22 protein-coding genes and 2 tRNA genes are annotated in these 26,649 nt (G+C 50.7%); 8 read left to right on the forward strand and 16 right to left on the reverse strand.

What is annotated here, in order from left to right; translation table 11 throughout:
• Positions 1–170 precede the first annotated feature (170 nt).
• Positions 171–776, reverse strand: coding sequence for a thymidine kinase (gene tdk, locus EC843_RS22325; RefSeq protein ID WP_064547328.1), 606 nt, complete (start codon positions 774–776; stop codon positions 171–173).
• 556 nt (positions 777–1,332) lie between these two features.
• Between tdk and hns the strand changes: the two genes are divergently transcribed.
• The gene (gene hns, locus EC843_RS22330; RefSeq protein WP_034494985.1) at positions 1,333–1,743 is read left to right on the forward strand and encodes a histone-like nucleoid-structuring protein H-NS; all 411 of its coding nucleotides are present in this window, start codon (positions 1,333–1,335) and stop codon (positions 1,741–1,743) included.
• Between the two features lie 144 nt (positions 1,744–1,887).
• Here the strand turns inward: hns and EC843_RS22335 are convergent, their stop codons facing one another.
• From EC843_RS22335 to rssA, 5 genes are all read right to left on the reverse strand, one after another.
• Positions 1,888–2,898: an NAD-dependent epimerase gene (locus tag EC843_RS22335; protein WP_064547330.1), complete on the reverse strand. Its 1,011-nt coding sequence runs from the start codon at positions 2,896–2,898 to the stop codon at positions 1,888–1,890.
• 14 nt (positions 2,899–2,912) lie between these two features.
• Positions 2,913–4,253, reverse strand: a complete 1,341-nt coding sequence (locus tag EC843_RS22340) for a UDP-glucose/GDP-mannose dehydrogenase family protein (RefSeq protein ID WP_064547332.1) — start codon at positions 4,251–4,253, stop codon at positions 2,913–2,915.
• 24 nt (positions 4,254–4,277) lie between these two features.
• Entirely contained in the window at positions 4,278–5,186 is a 909-nt protein-coding gene (gene galU, locus EC843_RS22345) for a UTP--glucose-1-phosphate uridylyltransferase GalU (RefSeq protein WP_064547333.1), read from the reverse strand.
• A gap of 199 nt (positions 5,187–5,385) precedes the next feature.
• Positions 5,386–6,399: a two-component system response regulator RssB gene (rssB, locus tag EC843_RS22350; RefSeq protein WP_064547335.1), complete on the reverse strand. Its 1,014-nt coding sequence runs from the start codon at positions 6,397–6,399 to the stop codon at positions 5,386–5,388.
• Between the two features lie 92 nt (positions 6,400–6,491).
• The gene (gene rssA / locus EC843_RS22355) at positions 6,492–7,400 is read right to left on the reverse strand and encodes a patatin-like phospholipase RssA (RefSeq protein WP_064547337.1); all 909 of its coding nucleotides are present in this window, start codon (positions 7,398–7,400) and stop codon (positions 6,492–6,494) included.
• A 115-nt stretch (positions 7,401–7,515) separates the two neighbouring features.
• Here rssA and EC843_RS22360 point away from each other — a divergent pair, with 115 nt between their 5' ends.
• The 4 genes from EC843_RS22360 (at position 7,516) to EC843_RS22375 (ending at position 9,249) form a co-directional block, all read left to right on the forward strand.
• Positions 7,516–7,974: a YchJ family protein gene (locus EC843_RS22360; protein WP_064547339.1), complete on the forward strand. Its 459-nt coding sequence runs from the start codon at positions 7,516–7,518 to the stop codon at positions 7,972–7,974.
• A 53-nt stretch (positions 7,975–8,027) separates the two neighbouring features.
• Positions 8,028–8,870, forward strand: a complete 843-nt coding sequence (gene purU, locus EC843_RS22365) for a formyltetrahydrofolate deformylase (protein ID WP_064547341.1) — start codon at positions 8,028–8,030, stop codon at positions 8,868–8,870.
• A 166-nt stretch (positions 8,871–9,036) separates the two neighbouring features.
• Positions 9,037–9,121 (forward strand) — tRNA-Tyr (locus tag EC843_RS22370).
• 43 nt (positions 9,122–9,164) lie between these two features.
• A tRNA-Tyr gene (locus EC843_RS22375) sits at positions 9,165–9,249 on the forward strand.
• Between the two features lie 273 nt (positions 9,250–9,522).
• Here EC843_RS22375 and narI read toward each other — a convergent pair.
• The 8 genes from narI to narU form a co-directional block, all read right to left on the reverse strand.
• Positions 9,523–10,200, reverse strand: a complete 678-nt coding sequence (narI, locus tag EC843_RS22380; protein ID WP_064547343.1) for a respiratory nitrate reductase subunit gamma — start codon at positions 10,198–10,200, stop codon at positions 9,523–9,525.
• Positions 10,201–10,202: 2 nt separating this feature from the next.
• Positions 10,203–10,904 (reverse strand): nitrate reductase molybdenum cofactor assembly chaperone, encoded by a 702-nt coding sequence (gene narJ / locus EC843_RS22385; RefSeq protein WP_133523073.1) that lies wholly within the window; start codon positions 10,902–10,904, stop codon positions 10,203–10,205.
• Positions 10,901–12,436, reverse strand: coding sequence for a nitrate reductase subunit beta (narH, locus tag EC843_RS22390; RefSeq protein ID WP_133523074.1), 1,536 nt, complete (start codon positions 12,434–12,436; stop codon positions 10,901–10,903). Before narH ends, narJ begins: the two co-directional genes overlap by 4 nt.
• Positions 12,433–16,179, reverse strand: coding sequence for a nitrate reductase subunit alpha (locus tag EC843_RS22395; protein WP_133523075.1), 3,747 nt, complete (start codon positions 16,177–16,179; stop codon positions 12,433–12,435). The genes narH and EC843_RS22395 overlap by 4 nt, the downstream gene beginning before the upstream one ends.
• Before the next feature lie 299 nt (positions 16,180–16,478).
• A complete protein-coding gene (locus tag EC843_RS22400) occupies positions 16,479–17,744 on the reverse strand; it encodes an MFS transporter (RefSeq protein WP_133523076.1) in 1,266 nt (421 codons plus the stop codon).
• Between the two features lie 92 nt (positions 17,745–17,836).
• Positions 17,837–18,811, reverse strand: coding sequence for a TIM barrel protein (locus EC843_RS22405; protein ID WP_064547353.1), 975 nt, complete (start codon positions 18,809–18,811; stop codon positions 17,837–17,839).
• 8 nt (positions 18,812–18,819) lie between these two features.
• A complete protein-coding gene (locus EC843_RS22410) occupies positions 18,820–19,527 on the reverse strand; it encodes a GntR family transcriptional regulator (protein ID WP_064547355.1) in 708 nt (235 codons plus the stop codon).
• A gap of 195 nt (positions 19,528–19,722) precedes the next feature.
• Entirely contained in the window at positions 19,723–21,117 is a 1,395-nt protein-coding gene (gene narU, locus EC843_RS22415; RefSeq protein ID WP_064547357.1) for a nitrate/nitrite transporter NarU, read from the reverse strand.
• A gap of 307 nt (positions 21,118–21,424) precedes the next feature.
• On the opposite strand from narU, the gene narX reads away from it, so the two are divergent.
• A complete protein-coding gene (gene narX / locus EC843_RS22420; protein WP_133523110.1) occupies positions 21,425–23,215 on the forward strand; it encodes a nitrate/nitrite two-component system sensor histidine kinase NarX in 1,791 nt (596 codons plus the stop codon).
• The gene (gene narL / locus EC843_RS22425) at positions 23,202–23,852 is read left to right on the forward strand and encodes a two-component system response regulator NarL (RefSeq protein WP_064547361.1); all 651 of its coding nucleotides are present in this window, start codon (positions 23,202–23,204) and stop codon (positions 23,850–23,852) included. Before narX ends, narL begins: the two co-directional genes overlap by 14 nt.
• Before the next feature lie 79 nt (positions 23,853–23,931).
• On the opposite strand, the gene EC843_RS22430 is transcribed toward narL, so the two are convergent.
• Positions 23,932–25,332 (reverse strand): YchO/YchP family invasin, encoded by a 1,401-nt coding sequence (locus tag EC843_RS22430; RefSeq protein ID WP_121815552.1) that lies wholly within the window; start codon positions 25,330–25,332, stop codon positions 23,932–23,934.
• Between the two features lie 107 nt (positions 25,333–25,439).
• On the opposite strand from EC843_RS22430, the gene EC843_RS22435 reads away from it, so the two are divergent.
• Complete coding sequence (locus EC843_RS22435) at positions 25,440–25,793, forward strand: DsrE/DsrF/TusD sulfur relay family protein (RefSeq protein ID WP_121815551.1); 354 nt, start codon at positions 25,440–25,442, stop codon at positions 25,791–25,793.
• Between the two features lie 44 nt (positions 25,794–25,837).
• On the opposite strand, the gene EC843_RS22440 is transcribed toward EC843_RS22435, so the two are convergent.
• Positions 25,838–26,530 carry a gamma-glutamylcyclotransferase gene (locus EC843_RS22440; RefSeq protein ID WP_133523077.1) on the reverse strand — a complete coding sequence of 231 codons (693 nt, stop codon included), beginning with the start codon at positions 26,528–26,530 and terminating at the stop codon, positions 25,838–25,840.
• Positions 26,531–26,649 lie beyond the last annotated feature (119 nt).

Here is a 26,649-nt window from a genome sequence, read left to right on the forward strand (position 1 = left end):
GGCGGCCACATCTGTCGCTAAAATACAAAACGCCCGATGAAGTTCATCGGGCGTTGTAAGGCCGAAAAGTGTCAACCTATAGCAGGACTAGTCATGCTTTTCAAATTCGCAATGTACTGCCCTTCACGAAGACCAGCGAGAAAGACTAGCCTTCCCCTCACTTTTATTTTTTATGCGCTCTGGATGCCCTGCAGAGAGCCTTTTTGTAGCGCTTCTTTATAATGCTTGCGGCAAACCGACACATAACGTTCATTGCCACCAATAACCACTTGCTCACCCTGGTTATATGGACGGCCTTCCTGATCAAGTCGCAACACCATACTGGCTTTGCGACCACAGAAACAAATAGTTTTTAATTCTACTAGCTTATCTGACCACGCTAATAAATAGCGGCTTCCGCCAAATAATTCGCCCTGAAAATCAGTACGTAATCCATAACACAGTACGGGAATATCTAATTCATCCACCACGTCTGATAACGCTAGTACTTGATCGCGTGTCAGGAACTGGCATTCATCCACCAGAACACAATGCACGGCATCACGCTGATGCTCTTCACTTATTTCATTGAATAATTGGGTTGAGCCATTGTAGAGCTTAGCGGGCGACGATAATCCAATACGTGAACTCACCTTCCCAGAGCCAAACCGGTTGTCAATTTCTGCGGTATACACCAGCGTACGCATCCCGCGCTCTTGATAGTTGTATGAGGATTGCAGTAATGCCGTGGATTTACCCGCATTCATTGCGGAATAGTAAAAGTAGAGTTGTGCCATTGGTCAGCTAGCCTGAGTTAAAATGTAAATATTATTAACACGGATTATATCATAAGCCGTTACAGAGTTATCGTTGCCTGAGGTTTGTAAGAAAAAATTCTGTATTGTTCTTCTGATATATAAGTAGTAGAGCAAAATGGTTGTTATGCACCTGATGTTTGAAGTTCGTCACGCTGCACTTAACTTACGGAGTTTTCAGCATTTTCATTGCTATACGATGGAACTCATTGAATCCCTAATAATAATTATCTATTAAGAATATCCACTGTTTTGGACAATAATACCAAAGGTTGATATTTCACCATTAATGCGGTCACACCTCAATTTAGAGCCTCAACAACCCCTGTTACTATCAGGGTTGTTGTTGAAAAAGTGAGTTATCCACGTTTTGTTTTCCCGCCGTATGAAGCAAAATTTAAGTTAATGTTCTTTTATAAATCGACAAAATATTATGGAATTTTGAATTCCTTACATTCCCGCCTATTGCAGAAGTTAATTTAAGCCTCTATTATTAGCCCATCAAGCCAACCATCAATATAAGATTGAGATTACTAAAATGAGCGAAGCACTTAAAATTCTGAACAACATCCGTACTCTTCGTGCACAAGCTAGAGAATGTACTCTGGAAACGCTGGAAGAAATGCTGGAAAAATTAGAAGTTGTTGTTAACGAACGTCGCGAAGAAGATAATGCTGCTGCTGCAGAAATTGAAGAGCGTACTCGTAAACTGCAACAATACCGTGAAATGCTGATCGCTGACGGCATTGATCCTAACGAATTACTGAATAGCATGGCTGCTGTTAAATCTGCAGGCAAAGCAAAACGCGCTGCGCGCCCAGCTAAATATCAGTACATCGACGAAAACGGCGAAAGCAAAACCTGGACTGGCCAGGGCCGTACTCCAGCAGTAATCAAAAAAGCAATGGAAGAACAAGGCAAGAAACTGGAAGACTTCCTGATTGCCTAATTTTCGCTTTTAGTGCTGCTTATTAAATCCCGCTTCGGCGGGATTTTTATTTGTGTGTAATGTTTTTTTAAATTATGCCGAAAGCAGTATCCACAAAAAAGGAAGCCTGAGCTTCCTTTTTCATTTTACAAACTAATCACGGTGTCAGCTGACTTTATAGAATGCCTTATACCAGTCTACAAAGTTCTGTACGCCATCGTTTACTGATGTCTGTGGCTTGAAGCCGATAACATCATACAGCGCCTGTGTATCCGCACTGGTCTCCAGCACGTCACCAGGCTGCATAGGAAGCATGTTCTTGTGCGCAACTTTACCCAGTGAGGTTTCCAGGGCCGTAATATAATCCATCAGCGTCACTGGGTTGCTATTACCGATGTTATATACACGATACGGCGCTGAGCTAGTTGCTGGCGTTCCCTCTTCTACCGTCCATTGTGCATCAGCTTGTGGAATGACGTCCTGTAAACGCACAATCGCCTCAGCAATATCATCGATATAAGTAAAATCACGACGCATTTGTCCGTGATTGTAAACATCAATACTCTTCCCTTCGACAATCGCACGAGTAAATTTAAATAACGCCATATCCGGGCGCCCCCACGGACCATAAACGGTAAAGAAACGCAAACCCGTCGTTGGCAATCCATATAAGTGCGAGTAGGTATGTGACATCAACTCGTTGGCTTTTTTAGTTGCCGCATATAAAGAAATTGGATGATCGACACTGTCATCCGTGGAGAACGGGAGTTTACGATTCAGGCCATATACTGAGCTTGAAGACGCATATAACAGATGCCCGACTTTATTATGGCGACAACCTTCGAGCACATTTAAATGCCCTACCAGATTTGAATCCGCATAAGCGTGAGGGTTATCGATTGAATAACGAACACCTGCTTGCGCAGCAAGATGAATCACACGATCGAATTTCTCAGTGGCAAATAATTGCGCCATACCATTACGATCGGCGAGGTCAATTTTTTCGAAACGGAATGATGAATGAGGAGCAAGGCGATCAAGACGAGCTTGTTTGAGATTGACGTCATAATAGTCGTTCAGGTTATCGATACCGATAACCTGGTGACCGGCGTTGAGCAGACGTTCACTAACATGGAATCCAATAAAGCCTGCGGCGCCGGTAACCAGAAATTTCATACAACCCTCATTTATTATGCAATATTGATGGACGCTCCGCGGCCGATTGCATAATAAACAAAGCCGCGCTTGCTGAGTCTCTCAGGATCATACAGGTTACGGCCGTCAAAGATAACCGGTTGCTTTAGTGATTTCTTAATTGCATCGAAATCAGGTGCACGGAAACTTTGCCACTCTGTACAAATAACCAGAGCATCTGCATCTTGTAATGCAGCTTCTTTGGTACCCATCAATTTCAGGTCTGAACGATGTCCGTAAATGCGCTGGGTTTCATCCATTGCTTCCGGGTCATACGCCTGCACCTGAGCACCGCGTTCCCAAAGCGCTTCCATCAGGACGCGGCTTGAGGCTTCACGCATATCGTCAGTATTCGGTTTGAAAGAGAGCCCCCACAGCGCGAAGGTCTTGCCTTTCAGGTCTTCACCAAAGTGACGAGAAATAAACTCAGGGAGTTTTAACTTCTGGTCGTGGTTTACCTCTTCTACTGCTTGCAGAATACGTGGCGTATAGCCAATCTGCTGAGCAGTACGAATCAGTGCCTGCACATCTTTAGGGAAGCAGGACCCACCATAACCGCAGCCAGGATAGATAAAGCTGTAACCGATGCGCGAGTCAGAACCGATACCCATACGCACTTTCTCGATATCCGCACCCAGACGTTCTGCCAGGTTAGAGATTTCGTTCATAAAGCTGATTTTAGTCGCCAGCATGCAGTTGGCTGCGTACTTGGTCAACTCGGCGCTACGGATATCCATCAGGATCATACGGTCATGATTGCGGTTGAACGGTTCATACAGTTCACGCAATAAATCGACCACATCATCGTTATCAGTACCGATAACAATACGCTCAGGGCGCATACAGTCAGAAACTGCGGCACCTTCCTTCAGGAATTCAGGGTTAGAAACTACATCGAATGGAATTTCTACGCCACGCGCTTTCAGTGTTTCTTCCATTACGCTGCGCACTCTGTCTGCGGTTCCGACTGGAACGGTAGACTTATCGAGCACAACTTTATGGGAAGTCATGTGCTGCGCGATGGTACGCGCCACAGCAGTGACATATTTCAGGTCAGCAGAGCCGTCTTCATCAGGCGGCGTGCCAACAGCAATAAATTGCATTTCACCATGATGAACCCCCATTTCAGCATCGGTGCTGAACTGCAAACGGCCTTCTTCATAGTTTTTCTTAACCAGTGGCGTTAAGCCAGGTTCAAAAATCGGGATCACGCCGTTTTTCAGATTTTCAACTTTCTTCGCATCGACATCTATGCACATCACTTCGTGACCGACTTCTGCAAGCACCGCAGCCTGCACAAGTCCAACATAGCCGATACCAAATACAGTAACTTTCATCTTTCTATCCTGCGTTGAAATGAATTACTTTTTCGCGCCAACAATCTCTTCTAACCAGGCTTTAAAATCTGGCCCCAGAGAACTATGACGGATACCGTATTCCACAAACGCCTGCATGTAGCCGAGTTTATTACCGCAGTCATGGCTAACGCCTTTCATGTGGTAGGCTTCAACAGTCTGTTTTTCCATCAACATAGCGATGGAGTCAGTCAGCTGAATTTCATCGCCAGCACCCGGAGGCGTTTTGGACAGCAGCGGCCAGATATCTGCCGTCAGGACATAACGCCCCACTACAGCAAGATTGGATGGCGCAACATTTGCTTTCGGCTTCTCAACGATACCCACCATTGGCACGCTATCGCCTGCGTTCAATTCAACGCCTTTGCAGTCAACAACACCATAAGCCGTCACATCTTCTACGGGCTCAACCATGATTTGGCTGTGGCCTGTAGCATCAAAACGTTTGATCATTTCAGCCAGGTTATCCTGGGAAAGATCAGATTCGAACTCATCAAGGATCACATCAGGCAGGATTACCGCAACTGGCTCATCACCCACAACCGGGTGAGCACACAACACGGCGTGACCAAGGCCTTTTGCCAGACCCTGTCGAACCTGCATAATCGTGACATGTGGAGGGCAGATAGCCTGAACTTCTTCCAACAACTGGCGCTTAACGCGTTTTTCCAGCATCGCTTCCAGTTCGAAACTGGTATCGAAATGGTTTTCGATGGAGTTTTTCGAAGAGTGAGTCACCAGAACAATTTCAGTAATACCTGCGGCGATACATTCGTTGACCACATACTGAATTAAAGGTTTATCAACCAAAGGCAACATCTCTTTAGGAATAGCCTTAGTAGCCGGTAACATACGCGTGCCTAATCCCGCGACAGGGATTACTGCTTTTCTTACTTTTGAATTAAGGGCAGCCATTGAAAAATCTCCTGGACTGTTCAAGTTTTCACTTGCAAGTCAATTAAAAAACGCCTCGAGTATATCAGCTTAAAAATGAAATCTACGGCTGTTTACCCGATGCGTTGGTAATTTAAGATAAATACGAATGAGTTAATTGCGATATTAACACCCACGCTGTCAGGGGAGAAAAACTAAATGTTTTCAGTCGTCCAGATGCTCATTCCGCAGACAACATCAGGCGTAATCGCCCGCCCGTACCCCAAACCTGGCACTGCCAGGATTCGCAGCGCTGGCTGATTTGGTTGAGGTAAGTATTGCCCAGGGTTCCTAACGGCACACCGTTGCTGACCTGGATTTGATGCTCGCCGGTATTTAAGGTGGCATTCAGCCCCGCCGAGACCAAAATCAGATTTTTGAGCTCGCTATGATAATAGCCCACCATCAACGGGAATTGGCCGGTCAAATTCGCCTGGCGTAATAACTGGTTCACTTGTTTAAGTAAATTCCCTAACTCTGGTAAGCGCTGGCGTTGCTGGGAAAGATGCTCTTGCAGTAAGCCATTAAATAACGCGCGTAATAACAACGCGGCTAATACACCGTTATCCCCGGCGCGGGTCACATCAAGACAATAAAATGCCAGATCGTTTTCTGAAAGCGGCGCGATATCCAGCACAAGCCCAGGCTGATTAAGGGTGATCAGTTGACGGTAATTGATGCGGCAGTGCGACATCACTTGTTGCACGGGAGGTTGCAACTCTTGCAATAATTTGGATGCTGCCTGCGGGTCGCTAACCAGCGCGTCCCAGTCTTTAAATAATCGCTCTTCTTCTTCGACACGAGAATTGAACATGTTGGGATAGAGGCAGGCGAACACCGTTTCACGCAGGCGGTTGAGATCTTTAATCGGTTTGAGCAAGACATCCTGCACACCAAAGCGTAATGCTTTGGCGATATCTGACATATTTTCGGTGGCCGAAATGACCAGTATCGGCGTTTGAATCCCTTCATTACGCAAATGCTCTACCAGTTTTAGCCCGTTCATGCGCGGCATAGCCAGATCGCAAATCAACAAATCAGGGGCTAAATGGCTCATTTTCTCCAGCGCATCAATGCCATCTGTGGCAACCGTAATTATCGCCCCTAAAGAGGTAAGGTAATTATCCAGCAAAGAGCGGAAAACGGGCTCATCCTCAACAATGAGGATGAGCTTTCCATCGAGTGGCTGTGTCATGTGCGCTCCCCTGACTGGCAATAATTAAATAGTGGCATGGTATGGCCTTGGTCGCCTGTCAGAATTGCCAGAAGTCATGTAAATCAGAAAATTCATTCATGGGTACGAACCAGTGGCAGCAACTCATCTATCTTTTTTTCAACCGCCAGGCTCCCGGCACTGATCGCCTCAGCGGCACGGTGGAAATCCAGAGTTGAAATCTGCGGGCAGAAAGGTTGCAGCAAAATATCTGGTGGGTCGCCCGCCATACGGTTGCGTTTCAGGCGGTTTTCCAACACTTGAATGGAAGTGGTCATGATTTCCATCGCCGTTGGCGTAGTACTGGCTCGTCGGGTGGTGATTTTACCCAGTTGCTCACGCAACCGTCCGCGCCAGCTATCAGGTTGCACCTGGTTGTCTGCCAATGGCGTCGTCATATTGACGGAAAGTAAATCTTGCTGCATCAGATGCGCGTCGTGCTGTAGATCGACTGCGATAACGATATCGGCCCCTAACGCTCGGGTTAGCGACACTGGCACAGGGTTGACCACCGCACCATCCACCAGCCAATAACCGTTGTATCCAACAGGCGACAACAACCCAGGCATGCTACAAGACGCACGAACCGCCTGATGCAGATCACCATCCGTGAACCATAGCTCGCGGCCAGTACTTAAATTGGTGGCAACGGAACCGAAGCGCAGCGCGCAGTCTTCAATATTTTCTTCGGTGATTATCTTGCGAATGTTATTGAACACTCTTTCGCCACGCAACAAACCGCCACGGCGCCAGGAAAGATCCATCAGTCGCAGAACATCCCAATAGCCGAACGAGCGCACCCAGCGTTCCATCATAGGCAAGCGATTACTGGCATAAGCGGCACCGACCAGTGCCCCTACGGAGCAACCTGCAACGATATCAATCTGAATGCCTGCACGTTTTAACGCATTAATGACACCAATATGCGCCCATCCTTTTGCTGCTCCCGACCCTAACGCCAGGCCGATCTTTACCTGTCTCATTCCGCCTCGGTCTTTGTTCCCCGGTATATCATCCGTGACGAAGTCGCCACTGCTCAGTTAACATATCAACCCCGCGTATTTACGCCGACTCTTTTTTTGTAACCAAGGAGATGCTGTGTCGCAACTTTGCCCATGTGGTAGCGGTCTGGAGTATAGCTTATGTTGCCAGCCTTACCTACGCGCAGACCGGTATGCGCCAACCCCGTCACAGCTTATGCGCTCACGTTATACCGCCTATGTGATGCAGGAAGCAGATTATTTGGTAACAAGCTGGTATCCGCAGACACGCAGCCCGACACTGAAAAGCGATATTTCGGGTAGTTTTGCAACGACACATTGGCTGGGTTTGACGGTGTATGAAACCGCTGACGGACGTGATGAGAACGAAGGTTTCGTCGCTTTCGTGGCGCGTTTTGAAGAGCAAGGCGTAGAAAGTGCCATCATCGAACGTTCGCGTTTCTTAAAGGAAAACGGTCAGTGGTACTATGCTGATGGGATGCGCCCACAGTTTGGCCGTAATGACCCCTGCCCTTGCGGCTCCGGGAAAAAATTTAAAAAGTGCTGTGGCCGATAACGAGCCGTGGCAGACATTGAAGCAAATACACGCACAACAGGACTTACCAAGCGATGCAAGCATTACAACGAAAAGTACTACGCACCATCTGCCCTGACGCAAAAGGGTTAATCGCCAAGATCACCAATATTTGTTACAAACACGAGCTAAACATTGTTCAGAACAATGAGTTTGTTGACCATCGCACCGGTCGCTTCTTTATGCGTACCGAGCTTGAAGGTATTTTCAACGACAACACCCTGTTGGCCGATTTAGATAGCGCATTGCCTGAAGGTTCGGTGCGTGAGTTAACGCCTGCTGGCCGTCGCCGCGTTGTCATTCTGGTGACCAAAGAAGCGCACTGCCTGGGCGATCTATTAATGAAAGCCAACTACGGCGGCCTGGATGTCGAAATTGCCGCGGTTATCGGCAATCACGAAACGCTGCGCACTCTGGTAGAACGTTTTGATATTCCGTTTGAGCTGGTGAGCCATGAAGGGCTGACTCGTGAAGATCACGATAAGCAGATGGCAGATGCCATTGAAGCGCACAAACCGGATTACGTGGTACTGGCAAAATATATGCGCGTATTGACGCCAGAATTTGTTTCACGCTTCCCGAACCAGATTATCAATATCCACCATTCGTTCCTGCCGGCGTTTATCGGCGCTCGTCCTTATCACCAGGCATACGAACGTGGCGTGAAGATCATCGGTGCCACCGCGCACTATGTGAATGACAATCTGGATGAAGGCCCAATCATCATGCAGGATGTAATTCACGTCGATCACACCTACACCGCAGAAGATATGATGCGCGCCGGGCGTGATGTTGAGAAAAACGTTTTAAGCCGCGCGTTATACCAGGTACTGGCGCAACGCGTGTTTGTTTATGGCAATCGCACCATCATTCTCTAGCTGTTGGCGTATGAATTGTTTAGCTTTACAACGTTACGTGTAAAAAAACGGCAAACGATTCATTTTCTTACAGTGAATGCTTTACAGCGGCGCTTCATTTGATATGATGCGCCCCGCTTCCAGACAAAGGACGCGAGCAAGAAAGCCAACAAAATGTAATACCCCTGGCGGGGTTCCCGAGCGGCCAAAGGGAGCAGACTGTAAATCTGCCGTCATCGACTTCGAAGGTTCGAATCCTTCCCCCGCCACCATCTTCAAGCTTCAAAAGCACGGCCTGTAATAGCAAACACCCCTGGCGGGGTTCCCGAGCGGCCAAAGGGAGCAGACTGTAAATCTGCCGTCATCGACTTCGAAGGTTCGAATCCTTCCCCCGCCACCATCTCTTTAGTACCTTCCTAAATTATCCAAATCGCACCATACTCAGCATTTCTTGTTGGATGACGCTTCGCTTATCCAACCTACAAAACTCAGCACTTCTTGTTGGATGACGCTTCGCTTATCCAACCTACAAAACCAAAATTCAAAACCAAAACCAAAACCAAAACCGAACCGTAGGTCGGATAAGCGCAGCGTCATCCGACACAGCCACGCCAACAAAAGCACAAAAAAATACCCGGCCTAAGCCAGGTATCTTCAAATTAAACAACAAAACTTAGCGACGAGCGCGAACCACCTGATACTTACGCGTCAAATACTCCACCGGCGCGCTCCATACATGCACCAGACGGGTGAATGGGAATAACAGGAACAGCGTCATACCCAATACCAAATGCACGCGGAAGATAAACGCCACGCCATCAAGGTGCTCAGATGCACCGCCCTGGAACGTCACCACTGCCTGCGCCCAGCCGACCAGTTTCATCATCTCGCTGCCATCCATATGTTGGGCAGAGAATGGAATGGTCAACAAGCCCAGTGCGCACTGAATCATCAATAGGCTAAGGATCAGTATATCCGCCGTCGTTGATGTCGCACGAATCCGCGGGTTAAACAGACGACGCTTAAGCAGCAACAAACCACCCACCAGCGTCATCACGCCACATGCACCACCGGCAATCATCGCCATTTTCTGCTTCACATCGATAGGCAGGAAAGACTCATACATCCAGTGCGGCGTTAACATCCCCAGTAAGTGACCAGCGAAAATCCCCAGAATCCCGATATGGAACAGGTTGGACGCCAGGTTCATCCCTTTGCGATCCAGCATCTGACTGGAACCGGCTTTCCAGGTGTACTGGCCGTAGTCGTAACGCAACCAACTGCCGAGCAGGAATACCGTGCCGCAAATGTACGGATAGATGTCGTAGAAGAACACATTGAGAAATTGCATGATTACTGTCCTCCGATATTCAGATACTGCGGAGCGACAGCCCCGGCAAAACGACGCTGATGGCTGCTGATTTCAGACTCGCCGCACCCTGCGTCAGCCACAAATTTCACCTGTTCTTCTTCCCAGACGGCGTCCAGTGCTTGCGGCGTATCATCACGTGCTTCATCAACGATTTGCTGGCTAACGCTTTCCACCGCCACATCGCTTTGCGAGATAGCCAACAGCACATCAAACAGCGCCGCATAATCGCTTTCACGCTGTTTCAGGCGTGCTGCCAGCAGAGCCAGAATCGGCGCCACATCCTGCAAACCGCCACGCGCCTCGCTTTCTTCCCGCTGCGACAGATATTCCAGATACAGCGGCAGATGGTCCGGCAGCTCACGGCTGTCAATTTCCATACCCGCCTGCTGATACTGGTTCATCAGGTTGACCATCGCCTGGCCACGGTCACGAGATTCGCCGTGAACATGTTCAAACAACAGCAATGAAGTGGCGCGCCCACGGTCAAACAGCTGGCTGTAACTGGCCTGCGCATCCAGCAAATCACGGCTGCACAGCGTCGTAATAAAGCCGTTGAGTTGAGCAGCCTGTTGCAAATTAAGCGCCTCGCCCTCGGCTAAAGCATCGCGTAGCTCTTGTTGATGCTGCCAAAGAGCATCATCCGGGTACTCAAGCAAACGGGAAATGATCAGCAGCTCAATCATGGTTTTGGCTCCGTTTTGCTCGACACATCAATCGCGTCGATACGTTTGCTGTTGAACAGGTTGAATTTGCTATCAGAACCGTGGCAACCGTCGCCAAAACTGAAGCCGCAGCCTTTGCTTTCAGGGAACGCATCCGCCGCCAGCTCGCGGTGGCTTGATGGCACCACGAAACGATCTTCGTAGTTAGCAATCGCCAGGTAGCGATACATTTCCTGCGCCTGCGCTTGCGTCAGCCCAACTTCTTCCAGTGCACGGGTATCGATAACGCCTTCGACCGTTTCAGCACGTTTGTAATGGCGCATCGCCATCATGCGTTTCAGCGCACGCAGCACCGGCGCGGTGTCGCCCGCCGTCAGCAAGTTCGCCAAGTATTCAACAGGAATACGCAGGCTTTCAACGTCAGGCAGAATGCCGGTATGCGGCAGTTCACCCGCGTCAGCCGCAGACTGAATTGGCGACAACGGCGGCACATACCAAACCATCGGCAGCGTGCGATATTCCGGATGCAGCGGCAGCGCCAGCTTCCAGTCGATCGCCATTTTGTACACTGGCGACTGCTGCGCGGCATCAATCACACTCTGCGGCACGCCATCTTTCAGCGCCTGTTCGATAACCGCCGGGTCGTTCGGGTTGAGGAAAATACTCAACTGGCGCTCGTAGAGATCTTTTTCGTTCTCGGTACTGGCGGCCTGTTCAATGGCATCGGCGTCATACAACACCACGCCGAGGTAACGAATACGTCCCACACAGGTTTCCGAACAGACTGTCGGCATCCCCGCTTCAATACGCGGATAACAGAAAATGCACTTCTCTGATTTGCCGGTTTTCCAGTTGAAGTAGATCTTTTTGTACGGGCAACCGGTGATACACATCCGCCAGCCGCGGCATTTGTCCTGGTCAATCAGCACAATGCCGTCTTCTTCACGCTTATAAATCGCCCCGCTTGGGCAAGTCGCGACACAGGCTGGATTCAGGCAGTGTTCGCACAAGCGCGGCAAATACATCATGAAGGTGTTTTCGAACTGGCCGTACATCGCCTTCTGCATGTTCTGGAAGTTCTGATCTTTGGCGCGTTTTTCAAATTCGCCACCGAGGATCTCTTCCCAGTTCGGGCCCGCTTCGATTTTATTCATCCGCTGGCCGGTAATCAGCGAGCGCGGGCGCGCAATCGGCTGGTGCTTGCCTTCCGGTGCGTTATGCAGATGCTGATAGTCGTAATCAAACGGCTCGTAATAATCGTCGATGCCCGGCAGATGCGGGTTAGCAAAGATTTTACCCAGCAACATGGCGCGGTTACCCATGCGTGGTTGCAGTTTGCCGTTGATTTTACGGATCCAACCGCCCTTCCATTTTTCCTGGTTTTCCCAGTCGTTCGGGTAGCCAATCCCCGGTTTGGTTTCGACGTTGTTAAACCACGCGTACTCCATCCCTTCGCGGCTGGTCCAGACGTTTTTGCAGGTCACAGAACAGGTGTGACAGCCGATGCACTTATCAAGATTCAGCACCATGCCGACTTGTGAACGAATTTTCATTTTACGCTCTCCTGTTTCTGGTCGTTGCCTTCACCGTCTAACCAGTTAATGTCTTTCATCTTGCGCACCACCACGAACTCATCACGATTGGAACCGACGGTGCCGTAGTAGTTAAAGCCGTAAGCCAGTTGCGCGTAACCGCCAATCATGTGCGTCGGTTTCGGGCTAATACGGGTGACCGAGTTATGAATCCCGCCACGCTGGCCGGTAATTTCAGAACCAGGCAAGTTCACAATGCGTTCCTGCGCGTGATACATCATGGTCATGCCTTCAGGCACACGCTGGCTGACCACTGCACGCGCCGTCAGCGCACCGTTTTTGTTGAACACTTCAATCCAGTCGTTATCTTCGATGCCCAAATCTTTGGCGTCGATTTCACTCATCCAGACAATCGGCCCGCCGCGTGACAGCGTCAGCATCAGCAAGTTGTCGCTATAAGTTGAGTGAATGCCCCATTTCTGGTGCGGCGTCAGGAAGTTCAGCGCTTTCTCCGGATTACCGTTGGATTTTTTACCCATCACGCCTTTGACGGAGCGGGTATCAATCGGTGGACGGTACACCAGCAGGCTTTCGCCAAAATCACGCATCCACTGATGATCCTGATACAGCTGCTGGCGGCCAGACAGGGTGCGCCATGGAATCAGCTCGTGAACGTTGGTGTAACCAGCGCTGTAAGAAACGTGTTCATCTTCCAGGCCCGACCAGGTTGGGCTGGAGATAATTTTGCGCGGCTGTGCCTGAATATCGCGGAAGCGAATCTTTTCATCTTCTTTATTGAGCGCCAGATGCGTATGGTCACGACCGGTAAATTCACTGAGCGCCGCCCAGGCTTTCACGGCTACCTGGCCGTTGGTTTCGGGTGCCAGGGTGAGGATCATTTCTGCGGCGTCGATAGCCGTGTTGAGAGTCGGCTGGCCTTTTGCCGGGCCTTCCGTTTTGGTGTAATTGAGCTTACGCAGCAGATCCATTTCAGACTGCGTGTTCCACGCGATACCTTTCCCGCCGTTGCCGATGGTTTCCATCAACGGACCAACCGAGGTGAAACGCTCGTAGGTCGCCGGGTAATCGCGTTCAACCGTCACCAGATGCGGTGCGGTTTTACCTGGAATCAGGTCGCATTCACCTTTTTTCCAGTCCATCACGCCAAACGGCTGCGCCAGTTCTGCTGCGGAATCATGCTGAATTGGCAGCGTTACCACGTCGGTTTCTTTGCCCAAATGGCCGACACACACTTCAGAGAATTTCTTAGCGATGGCTTTATAGATTTCCCAGTCGCTTTTTGAATCCCAGGCTGGGTCAACGGCTGCAGAAAGCGGGTGAATAAACGGATGCATATCCGAAGTATTCATATCGTCTTTCTCATACCAGGTGGCCGTTGGCAGCACGATATCGGAATACAAACAGGTGCTCGACAAACGGAAGTCCAGCGTTACAACCAGATCCAGTTTTCCATCGAGGCCGTTATCCACCCACTCGACTTCTTCCGGCATCACGCCGCCTTCTTTACCGAGGTCTTTGCCCTGAATACCGTTTTCGGTACCCAGCAGGTATTTGAGCATGTACTCGTGGCCCTTACCGGAAGAACCCAGCAGGTTTGAACGCCAGACGAACAAGTTGCGCGGATGGTTATTGCCGGCATCCGGTTGCTCGGCGGCAAAACGAATATCGCCACTTTTCAGCTGCTGAACGGTGTAATCCGCCGGGCTCATGCCTGCCGCTTTCGCCTGCTGTGCAATATGCAGCGGGTTAGTGTTGAGCTGAGGTGCTGACGGCAACCAGCCCATGCGTTCAGCACGCACGTTGAAGTCAATCAAATGGCCGCTATAACGGGATTTATCTGCCAGCGGAGAGAGCAGTTCTTCTGCGGTCAACGATTCATAGCGCCACTGGCTGGAGTGGTTGTAGAAGAATGACGTGCTGTTCATATGGCGCGGTGGGCGCTGCCAGTCGAGGGCGAACGCCAGCGGAGTCCAGCCGGTTTGTGGGCGCAGTTTTTCCTGGCCAACGTAGTGTGCCCAGCCGCCACCGCTTTGGCCGACGCAACCGCAGAAGATCAGCATGTTGATCAGGCCACGGTAGTTCATGTCCATGTGGAACCAGTGGTTCATACCGGCACCGACGATAATCATCGAGCGGCCATGGGTTTTATCTGCGTTGTCAGCAAACTCACGTGCGATGCGGATAATGTTCTGGCGAGAAACGCCGGTGATTTGCTCAGCCCACGCTGGGGTATACGCTTTAACATCGTCATAGCTTGCTGCGCAATTCGAGTCGTCCAGACCACGATCGAGGCCATAGTTGGCCAGCGTCAGGTCATAAACGGTGGTCACTAACGCGCTTGAACCATCAGCCAGTTGAAGTCGTTTAACCGGCAGTTTGTGCATCAGTACGTTATCGAGCTTCACGTTGCTGAAGTGTTCGGTGCTTTCACCACCAAAGTATGGGAAACCGACATCCGCCACTTCGTCGTGGCTACCCAACAGGCTCAGGCGCAGTTCAGCTTCTTCACCGCTGGTGCCATCGCGCTGCTCAAGGTTCCACTTGCCCTTCTCGCCCCAGCGGTAACCAATCGAACCATTCGGTGCCAGCAGTTCGCCGTTCCGGCTATCGATGGCCACGGTTTTCCACTGCGGGTTATTTTCCTGGCCGAGGCCATCCACCAGGTCAGATGCGCGCAGCATACGGCCTGCAGCGTAGAAACCGTCACGCTCTTCGAGCATCACCAGCATTGGCATGTCGGTGTAACGGCGAACGTAATCGGTGAAGTATTGGCTTGGGTTATCGAGGTGGAATTCACGCAACATCACGTGGCCCATCGCCAGCGCCATCGCCGCATCGGTACCTTGTTTCGGTGCCAGCCACTGGTCGCACAGTTTGGCGATTTCGGCGTAATCCGGCGTCACCGCCACAGTTTTGGTGCCTTTGTAACGCACTTCGGTAAAGAAGTGGGCATCAGGTGTACGCGTCTGCGGGACGTTAGAACCCCAGGCGATAATGTAGCTGGAGTTGTACCAGTCGGCAGATTCCGGGACGTCGGTTTGCTCGCCCCAGGTCATTGGTGAAGCCGGTGGTAAATCGCAGTACCAGTCGTAGAAGCTCAGACAGGTGCCGCCAATCAGTGAAAGATAGCGCGCGCCAGAAGCGTACGACACCATCGACATCGCTGGAATCGGTGAGAAACCCGCGATACGGTCAGGGCCGAAGGTTTTGGCAGTAAAGACGTTGGCGGCAGCAATCAGCTCATTCACCTCCTGCCAGCTCGAGCGCACAAAACCACCGCGACCACGGGCTTGTTTATAGCTTTTGGCTTTTTCCGCGTCGTTGATGATGGAAGCCCAGGCGTCGACCGGGTCAGCATGAAGGGTTTTGGCTTCACGCCACAGTTTGATCAGGCGCTTGCGCATCAAAGGATATTTCAGGCGGTTGGCGCTGTAGAGATACCAGGAGTAGCTTGCACCGCGTGGGCAGCCGCGTGGCTCATGGTTTGGCATATCAGGGCGGGTACGCGGGTAGTCGGTTTGCTGAGTTTCCCAGGTCACCAGGCCGCTTTTGACGTAGATCTTCCAGCTACAGGAGCCTGTGCAGTTTACACCGTGAGTGGAGCGAACCACTTTGTCGTGCTGCCAACGCTGGCGATAACCTTCTTCCCAATCACGGTTGGTATCGAGCAGTTGGCCATGTCCATCGGCAAAAGTTTCGCCCTTCTGTTTGAAGTAACGAAACCGGTCAAGAAATTTGCTCATCGGGGTTCTCCTGATGTGGAGCCTGGAGGCTCTTCTGGTAAGGTCGACATTGCTAAGACTGCTGGCACGGTAACCCGCGCATAGGTGGGGAGAATTGATGAGGATCAACTGGGGTTGAGCAGTTTCCAGGCAAGAACAGCCGATATACCACCAAAGTGGCAAGCACCAAACAGAAAGTAAGTCATTAATAAAAAAGATTATTTATCGGTATTTACGGCTAAAAAGGAGTTGAAAATTGAGCGACTGGGTATTAAGGGGTAATCACTGGGGCTTGCAGCAAGGCAAGCCCCAAATATTCATCAGACAGATTCGACAAGTTCAGACTGGCGAGTCGCACGGATGTTTCTCATCAGCAGGCCAGAAACGATAATACCTGCGCAAGCGAATACCGCCATCAAACCAAACACAATCTGGTAGCCGATAAGCCCAGCATTGTGGTCCAGAATGTAACCATACAGGCTGTAGCAGAACATCGCTGGGGCATAACCAATAAAGCTGCCCAGCGCCATCGCCGCACCGGTGTTCTTTTCACTGATGCCCGCCTCGCCGATAGGGGCAAAGAACACGGCACGTTGGGTAAAGATCACTGCGCCAAACAGCAATGTACAAGCCATACCCAAATAAACAGGCATATGTTCATGTGGTAATAAAATCAGGCCGACTAATGCAATGGCACTAACAATAAAGGTATAGAACAGATACTTGCTTGGTGATTTTAAAACTTTATCGGCAATTAAACCGCCAATTGGGCCACCGACCATTTTCAGGCAATATTGGTTAATAATCCCGTAAGCACCCACCAGGGCAATCGGTAATGCGTAGATATTTCTTAAGAATGGAATAAAGAAAGTCAGGCCGCAATACACCGCATACACAAAGAATACGCTGAAAGCAATTAACCAAACGGTCTTATTTTTTAATACGCTACCCATACCTGGTTTATCTGCTTTTTCCCCAGAACATTCTTGCTTCACCACTTGTTCTTCCGGGCTTTCTTTCAGCACAAACATAATGACCACGCCGACGACAATCGCGATAGCGGAATAGAATATAATAGCCGCTCTAAAACCAAAGTAGTCGCTACCGAACCAGGTAAACACTGCCAGTGCACTGAAGGCAATAATAGTATCAACAATGCCTCGTCCGGTTTCGAAGAAGCCAAACAAGCGCCCTTGCTGGGTGTTGTCACCGAGTAAACTGACGGACTTTAGTAGCACCGGCCAGTTGAGCATGTCGCAGGTCACACCAAACAGCGCCCAAACAAACAGTATCCCCCAATAGCCCGGCATGGTGGATAAGTAAATACCTAACAGACCGGTGGCGATCAGTGAAAACGACATGGTAAACCGGCGTGGCAGACGGTCAGAAAAATAAATAGACAGGAAGAAACCAATCGTCGTGACAATCGAGTTGACCGACATCGCGTTACCAATTTCACCGTTGGTGAGATGAAAATACTCCTGCATAGGAACATAAAATGCATCTTTCAATGAAGGCAATTTATATATTGTTCCACCGCACAGAACCAAAAGACTAAATATAGTCCATCTTTTTTTAGTTAGCATAAGACACCCCACCCTGAATTAGCGGCATTCATTATTTTTGAGAATATAGCCATCTCACACAATGTGAGAAATCTGGCTTTAAATGATTTTAATTATTTATTTAAAACAGCTAGCGCATCTTTATTCAAGTCAGCAACAATATTGCGGACATGACTTATTTGATTCATTGCATCATCAATTTCTTTATTCAGCCTTTCAGCCAGCCCCGATGTGGGTAAAGGAGTTTCACTCATCTCACGTAATGGGATCCATGGGTTGCTGTCTTCATCGGTAAAACGAAATGCGGGCGCGTAATAATCCACTTCTTCTTCCAGACCGAATGCCGTGACCTGGGGTTTATCCTCACCCAAACAGATTAATTGCAGCAGCAACTCTTTAAACGGCAATTCTCCTTGCCCGGAAATACATGCGGTATGTCCGCGCCCGGTACCTTCGTGATTAATCAGCGCATCTTTGATATGTACCTGGGTGGTTTCTTTTCCCATCACCGCCAACGCTTCAAGTGGCTCTTCATTGGCATTAATCATGTTGGCAAAATCAAACAGCAGGGAAAGCTGCGGGAAGTCGGCCTGTTGCACCAGGTGCACCAATTCGTGACTTTGCAGATCTTCGTGTTGCTCAAGGGTAAAGGTCAGGCCGCTGTGTTGGTATTGCGCTTTAATGTACTGAATATCCTTCGCAATAATGTCCATTACCTCAGACAACGAACCTTCATAGCGAGGGTAAAACCGCACTGAGGTGGCACCCGATTTCAGCGCAATATTGACCGCTTCATCAATCGTCCGCGCATCCGACGCACTGGTTTCGATATGCACATCCAGCCCTAGCTGGCGCGCTTTCGCCGCAAAACGCTCGAGCCGCTCACCGCTGGCATGCCTTAGCGACTGGCTTTCACCATCAACAACATGAATCTTCACCCCTTTCAGTTGCTGTTGGCTGGCAATATCCAGCAAATCTTCCGGCAGGATCTTCTCCATACGCATGTTTAAATGAAACGCATAGGCATGCAGATAAAGCGGCAGATTCGCGGCGCGCTCGACAATTTTTGTAGCTTGGATGCTATCCATGGTAACTCCTATAAATCGATATAAAACTCTACAGATTCAAAACGCCAATATTCAATATCAACCTGAATAACGTGCCCGGCTTCGTCGGCACGGTATTTTTCAACACGGATAGCCGGTGTACCGGGCGTGCCGCCCATACCTTTGCAGGCACCCGCCGAAAGCCGTGTTGGTTTAAACGCTAAGTGCTGCGTGTGCGAGCTTTTGCCGAAGGCTTCTTGCCACACATCAACAAATGAACGGTCGCCTAATTTGTCGATAAAACCGGGTGCAAACTGCGCATTGATAAAGGTTTCATGATAGAAAACTTTATGATTATCAAGGGCTCCCCATCCACAAATCTGGTAGATTTCATCACCCTCTTTGACGTTCAACAACGCCAAAATTTCCGGCTCAGCACTATAAACACGCTCTTTCTCCAGGAATCCCCAGGATGGCAAACGGCCCTGTTCAAGTGCGGCCTGCTTAAAACTGGTGGACGTGTTCGGGGTGTATTTGAAACACGGTAAGGCAACGAACCAGCCGCGACGATCTTTACGGAAGATCTTTTCTTCCCCTTCGAGAAACAACAGCGCCTGCCGCAGTGTCATGCGCTTGATGCCCAGTAACTCTTCCAGTTCACGTTCAGAAGGTAATTTACTGCCCGGCTGTACCACACCTTTGCTCAGCCAGTCGTTGAGCATCTCTTTTGCGGCTTCTACTGTGGAACGGCTTTTCATGCTTTAACCCATTTGGTTTAAACCAGATTTACGGCAAAGGTACTCTTTGCCTGCGAAAGTGACAATGGTACCAGGGGTAGTAGTTATTCTAAATGTGAGGTTTCTCTCAGAATAAGGCAGGATCAGGGGGGTATTTCAGGCAAAAAAAAGCGCGACCGAAGCCGCGCAAGGGATAACCAAATGGTTAAAAATGGACTATTTACGCGATGATTTGCGGCCATAAACGGCCCAGGTAATCACCACACAAACAATGTAGAACACCAGGAAAACTTTCATTGCCCCCGCCGGAGAACCGGTTAGAGCAAGGGATGTACCAAATGCTTTCGGGATAAAGAAGCCGCCAACAGCACCAATCGCCGAGATAAAGCCCAGTGCCGCCGCCGTATCGGTTGCCGCTTCGCGCAGCGCTCTTTCTTCAGTGCCGCCCTGCGCTTTCACACGATCCATGGTCAACTTACGGAAGATAACGGAGATCATCTGGAAGGTGGAACCACTCCCCAAACCCGCCGTCAGGAACAACATCAGGAATACCCCGAAGAAGGCGATAAAGTTACCGCCGACACCATTGTGTGGCAGCGTGGTAAACAGCAACGCACTGAAAATCGCCATAAATACAAAGTTAATCAGCGACACTTTGGTGCCACCAAAACGGTCGGAAATTGCGCCACCCGCAGAACGCGCCAGCGCACCGAACAGCGGGCCAAAGAAGGCGAAGTGCAGAATGTTGACATCCGGGAACTGGGTTTTTGCCAGCATCGCAAAACCGGCAGAAAAACCGATAAACGAACCGAAAGTCGCCAGATAGAGCACGCCCATGATCCACAAGTGCGCGCGTTTAAGCACCGGCAACTGTTCTTTCAACGAGGCTTTCGAGGTGGCGAGGTCGTGCATACCAAACCACGCGGCGAGAGTGAAAATCGCCAGCAATGGCACCCACACCCAGGCGGCGTTTTCGAGGAACAGCATGGTGCCATCCGCTTGCTCAACGCCAGTTCCACCGAATACTGCAAACATCGACAGCGAAATCACCAGCGGCGCAACAAGCTGCATCACGCTCACGCCCAGGTTCCCCAGACCGCCGTTAATACCCAGTGCACCACCCTGTTTTGCTTTCGGGAAGAAGAAACTGATATTCGCCATGCTGGAAGCAAAGTTTGCCCCCGCAAAACCGCAAAGCAGCGCGATGATGATGAACACGCTAAATGGCGTTGCTGGGTTTTGCACCGCAAAACCTAACCACACGCAAGGAATGATCAAAATCCCGGTACTGAACGCCGTCCAGCGGCGGCCACCGAATACCGGCACCATAAAGGAGTAAGGCACGCGCAACAAAGCCCCGGAAACTGACGGCAGCGCGGTCAGCATAAACAGCTGGTCAGTAGTGAAGTTGAAACCCACCTTATTCAGGTTTACCGCCACCGCACTAAACAGCATCCACACGCAGAATGCTAACAACAAACAAGGTACGGAAATCCATAAATTGCGGCTGGCAATGCCGTGACCCCTGCTTTGCCAAAACGCCGGTTCTTCTGGTCGCCACTCGGTAATAAGCGATCCCGTTTTTTGGCTACTATCGGGAGACTGGGACATAAACACCTCAAAAAAAGTGAGAGTAATTGCCGCCACATTAGGGGCTAATCAGGAATAGAAATTGATGTGAATCAAGGGATAAACCATCTAAACAACGTTCAAAAACTCACCGTCATTCTTTATGGGTAAGCACTGAAAATGAAAATAGTGTGGTTTTTCACATGGCTGAAAGCAGGTGTCAGTCACCCGCTATCTCGCTATGCCACCCCTGGCAATTAGTGGGTAATCCTTAAGGGGTATGGGTATACTCCAGGGGATGTCTGAGAATACCCGCACTCTCTATCCTGACTCCGGAGTTCACCTTTCGATGCTAAAACGCCTGCTGTCCCCTCTCACCTTGTTTAACCAACTGGCATTGATAGTGCTGTTGTTGGCGTTGCTCGGTGTTGCGGGAATGAGCCTGGCGGGTTGGCTGGCACAAGGTATTCAGGGCAACGCGCACGCTATCAACAAAGCCGGGTCGATGCGCATGCAGAGCTATCGTCTGCTGGCCGCCATTCCGCTCACCGAACAGGACAGCGCCCTGCTCGACGAGATGGAAAAAACCACCTGGAGCAACGATTTAGCACAAGCCGCACAGCAGGATGGGCAACAAGACAAATTAGCTGCACTGCAACATTACTGGCGCGAGGTGCTAGAACCCGCACTGCGTCGTGCCCAGAATGCCGACCAGGTCAAACCGCATGTCGCGGGTTTCGTCGGGCGCATAGACCAACTGGTCACCACCTTTGATCACACCACCGAACTGCGCCTGCAGCGAATTATTCAGCTACAAATGGGCATGGCCGCATTAATGGGTTTGCTGATCATTTTCACCGTCATCTGGTTACGCAAACGCCTGCTACGCCCGTGGCAAAAATTATTGACTATGGCTCAGGCGATTGGCCAGCGTGACTTCACCCATCGCGTGCAGGTGCGCGGGCGAAATGAGATGGCAACGCTGGGCATCGCCTTAAACAGTATGTCGGCGGAACTGGCAGAAAGTTACGCCAGCCTTGAGCAGCGCGTGCGCGAGAAAACCGCCGGGCTTGAGCAAAAGAATCAGATGTTATCGTTTCTCTATCAGGCTAATCGCCGCCTGCACTCGCAGGCTCCGCTGTGCCAGCGCCTGTCTCCGGTACTCAGCGAACTACAGCATTTGACGCCGCTGCGGAATCTCGAATTGCGGGTGTATGAGTATGAAGATGAAGAGAATTACGAAGAATACACCTACCAGCCAGACAGCAGTTGCGAAGCCAGCGGCTGCAATCTTTGCCCACGCGAACCGGCACCGCAGCCTTGCGAATCCACGCCGCAAAAGTGGCGATTAACCGACAACCACATTCAATATGGCCTGGTGCTGGCGCAATTACCGATCGGCTGCAGTCTGACGCACGACCAGCAGCAATTAGTGCTGACCCTGATGGAACAACTGACGGCCACTCTCGCGCTGGAAAGGCAATATGAACGCCAACAGCAACTGGTGGTGATGGAAGAGCGTTCCGCCATTGCCCGTGAACTGCACGACTCCATCGCCCAATCGCTATCCTGCCTGAAGATGCAGGTCAGCTGTTTGCAAATGCAGGGGGCCACGCTGCCGCCTGAGATGCAGACCTTACTCAGCCAGATGCGCAGCGAACTGAATACTTCATGGCGACAGTTGCGCGAACTGCTGACCACTTTCCGCCTGCAGTTAATCGAGCCTGGACTGCGTCCGGCACTTGAAGAGAGTTGCCGCGAGTTTAGTGAAAAACTGGGTTTCCCGGTGGTTCTTGATTATCAAGTACCGCCGCGTCTGGTGCCCTCACATCAGGCGATTCATCTGGTGCAAATCACCCGTGAAGCGTTGAATAACTGCCTCAAACACGCCCGCGCCACCGCGTGTGGGGTAAGCGTGATACATCGCGAGAATCAAATGACCTTAACCATATGGGATAACGGTCGTGGTATCCCCGACAACGGCGAGCGGCGCAATCATTACGGACTGATCATTATGCGTGACCGCGCGCAGAGTCTGAAAGGTGACTGCCAGGTACTGGCGCGCCCAAATGGCGGTACCCAGATCGTCGTCAGTTTTATCCCCGAAATAGCCACAGGAGCCAATCATGAGTCACCCTGAAGCCTCAACCATTTTGCTCATCGACGATCATCCGATGCTGCGTACTGGTGTTAAACAATTGATCAGTATGGCGCCGGAGTTAGCCGTCGTGGGTGAAGCGGGCAATGGTGCGCAAGGCGTGCTACTGGCGGAGGAACTCGACCCGGATCTGATTCTGCTGGATTTGAATATGCCGGGTATGAACGGTCTGGAAACGCTGGACTGCCTGCGTGAAAAGCCGCTTTCTGGCCGCATCGTGGTGTTTAGCGTGTCGAACCATGAAGAAGATGTGGTGACGGCGCTGAAAAGAGGCGCAGATGGTTATTTGTTGAAAGACATGGAACCGGAAGATTTGCTGAAAGCCTTGCAACAAGCCGCCGCCGGTGAAATGGTACTGAGTGAAGCGTTAACGCCAGTGCTGGCTGCCAGTTTGCGCGCCAACCGCGCCACCTCTGACCGTGATGTGAATCTGCTTACGCCGCGCGAGCGCGACATTCTCAAACTTATCGCCCAGGGCTTGCCGAACAAGATGATCGCACGCCGTCTGGACATCACCGAAAGTACGGTGAAGGTTCACGTTAAGCATTTGTTGAAGAAGATGAAGCTTAAATCCCGCGTTGAAGCGGCGGTCTGGGTGCATCAGGATCGTATTTTCTGATGGTTTGAATGATGGAAAAGAATGGTGGATGACGCTGCGCTTATCCACCCTACAAAATCCCGTCATCCGACATAACCTACTATTCGGGCAACAACTCATATCTGGGGTCACCAACCGGGTTGACAATCAACGGCTCCGCCAGCTGCAGCGTAATCCAGTTAGAGGTCACTTTCTGGCCTTTATCATCCTCGATAACTACCGAAAGACGGAACTCATTGGGCCCTTGCTCGCTCCATGCTGGCATAATCATGCTCCAGCCGCTGGTGTCACGATTATCTGCAGGTGGCGTCAAACTCAGCGCCTGGGTGTCACCCTGCCAGATTACGCTGCGGATACCATGACTGGCGCGGATTTGCAGCTTCAGTGCCACAGTCTCACCAGGCTGTAATTCCCAGGGGGGTGTCGCCAAAAAGACCGCCAGCGTTTTACGTTGACGATATTCCATCACCGGCAGCGAATTACGTTCCACGTTGTCGTAGCGGCTACCGCGCAGCGAACTGGTGGTGGCGACCTCAGCCGCAGAAATCTGCTTACTCACCGGCACACCAAAACGATAATTCACTTTCAGGCCAAGGTTATCCTGCGAGACACCACTTTCCCCCTGCTTATGCTGGGCGGTCAGCGTCAATAACGGGATGGGGGTATAATTCAGCCCCATCGTCACCGCCACCGGGTTGCGATAACCGGTGCCGCTATCAAACAGGTCAACGCTGTTACCAAAATACTTCTCAAAGCTCAGGCTAGTATTGATGTGCCGGTAAAACGGTAACCAGGCCTGTGCGGTCACGTCGTAACCCCGTGCCAGGCGCTGCTCCATCGTTTCACTTTCGCCTTCTTGCCAGTTTTTTAGCGGTTGATAGAAATTTGTCGAAAGACGTAAATATTCGCCCCACGCTTCGGCACCAAACCCTGCGCGCTGCGAATGGGTGGAAAGCTGATTGTCGTAAAACGCGTTGTAGCCCAATAGCCAGTCACCGGCAACCCAACGTTGCCCGGCCCCAAGGTTGCCGATGGTGCCATCATCGCGCTGGGTAAACCCCACCTGGCTCCAGGTCAAATAACGGCTGTTATCTTCCCACGGGCTAAACAGCGAGGCGTTGCTGCCATTCCAGTTACCGTGTTCATCCACCCGCAAATTGATACTGGCTTTACCCCACGGCGATAACAGCGATTCCGCTTCGTTGGTCACTTTGCTGGTTAACACATCGCGCAACCGGGCAAAAGCGAACATCCGCGCCTGATCGCCCGCATCCAGCCCATCATCCACCATGCTCGCTTCACCGAATTTCTTCGCCATGGCGGCGATTTCCCGCGCCGTGGCATCGCTTTCCGGCGCCATGCCTAAGTCCGGTAACTGTTCGGTAGTTTGGTCAAAAGGATTTTCGGCTTGTTCGATAAAGGTCTGCCGGGTACTGGCAGCCCCTCCAGCGCTGAGGAGTGCATAAGACAGGGTAAAAAATGGAACGGCTTTTCTAAACATCTGGAAATTATAACATCTCAACCCTGCAATTCACGCCCAAACTGGTAAACACAGATTACTCTGGGTTTTATAAGGTATGATTTGCGTTCACCCAGGAAGGAGGAAATATGCAGAAGATTGTGATGATTGCCAACGGGGCTGCTTATGGCAGCGAATCTCTGTTCAACAGCCTGCGTCTGGCGATTGCGCTATGCGACCAGCAGCCACAGCCGCAAGTGAAATTGTTTTTAATGTCTGATGCGGTCACCGCCGGTTTGCGCGGCCAAAAACCGGCTGAGGGCTATAACATCCAGCAAATGCTGGAGATTTTAACGGCGCAGAATGTACCAGTGAAATTATGCAAAACCTGCACCGACGGGCGTGGTATCACGGCTCTGCCATTGGTAGATGGCGTAGAGATTGGCACGCTAGTGGAATTGGCGGAGTGGACGCTGAGCGCCGATAAAGTATTAACCTTCTGATAGCCAATTTATTCCGGCCCTCAGCAGAAGGCCGGAATGATCTTTCAGGCAAATCCAGGCTGTAGCCCTTCGTCATCTTTCGGTTGGAGCCATGCTCTGACTTTATTCACCAACTCATCCAGACAATCATCTTGCATCCCGCGCTTCATCAGTTCTTGTTCCAGCGAAAACAGATATTGCGCATTTGTGCCCAATGGGCCGCTGGCGGCGGCAATCAGTGGGGCAATGATTTCAGCACGGGTATCAGCTTCGTAGAGTGGATGGCGCGGGTCCATGATAAACACCAGAGCATTCACCACGCGGCCATCATCCAGTTCCAGTTTGCACCAGGTGGGTAAGTAACAGCCGGTGATCATTTCTCGCTTCCAGACCAGCGTCAGTTCGTCTTCAAGCATCGCTTCAGGCAGACGGTACGCAAGACCGGTGGTGCGCCCGCCCTCTTTTAGCGCCAGCATGCGTCCCGGTTGGCAAGCGGTGCCGCGCCCGGCGGTTAAACGTAAACAAAATGCACGATGCCAGCCAACAAGCGTGCCTGCGGCTGACTCTTCATATTCGAATGCCGGGTTCCACATCAGGGAACCATAGCCAAAAATCCATACAGGACTGTTATCGGGACGACAAGCCAGCGTTGCAGCAAGAGAAGCCAGACGCTGTTCAGGGGTCCACAACAACGATTCCTCAATGGAACCAAAAGCTGTCTTACAATCCGCTTTCATTAAGAAATCACGCGTTAACACGATACACCTCCGCCACTGCATACTTCCTTGTCACGTCAGATGCGCCTTCCGGGCTTTTTAAAACTGCTTACTATTAGTAACAGTCTATAAGAAAACATATGCAATCTGCGGGACTCTGG

Origin of the sequence: Buttiauxella sp. JUb87, from assembly GCF_004361975.1 — a bacterium.
Classification (GTDB): Bacteria; Pseudomonadota; Gammaproteobacteria; order Enterobacterales; family Enterobacteriaceae; genus Buttiauxella; species Buttiauxella ferragutiae.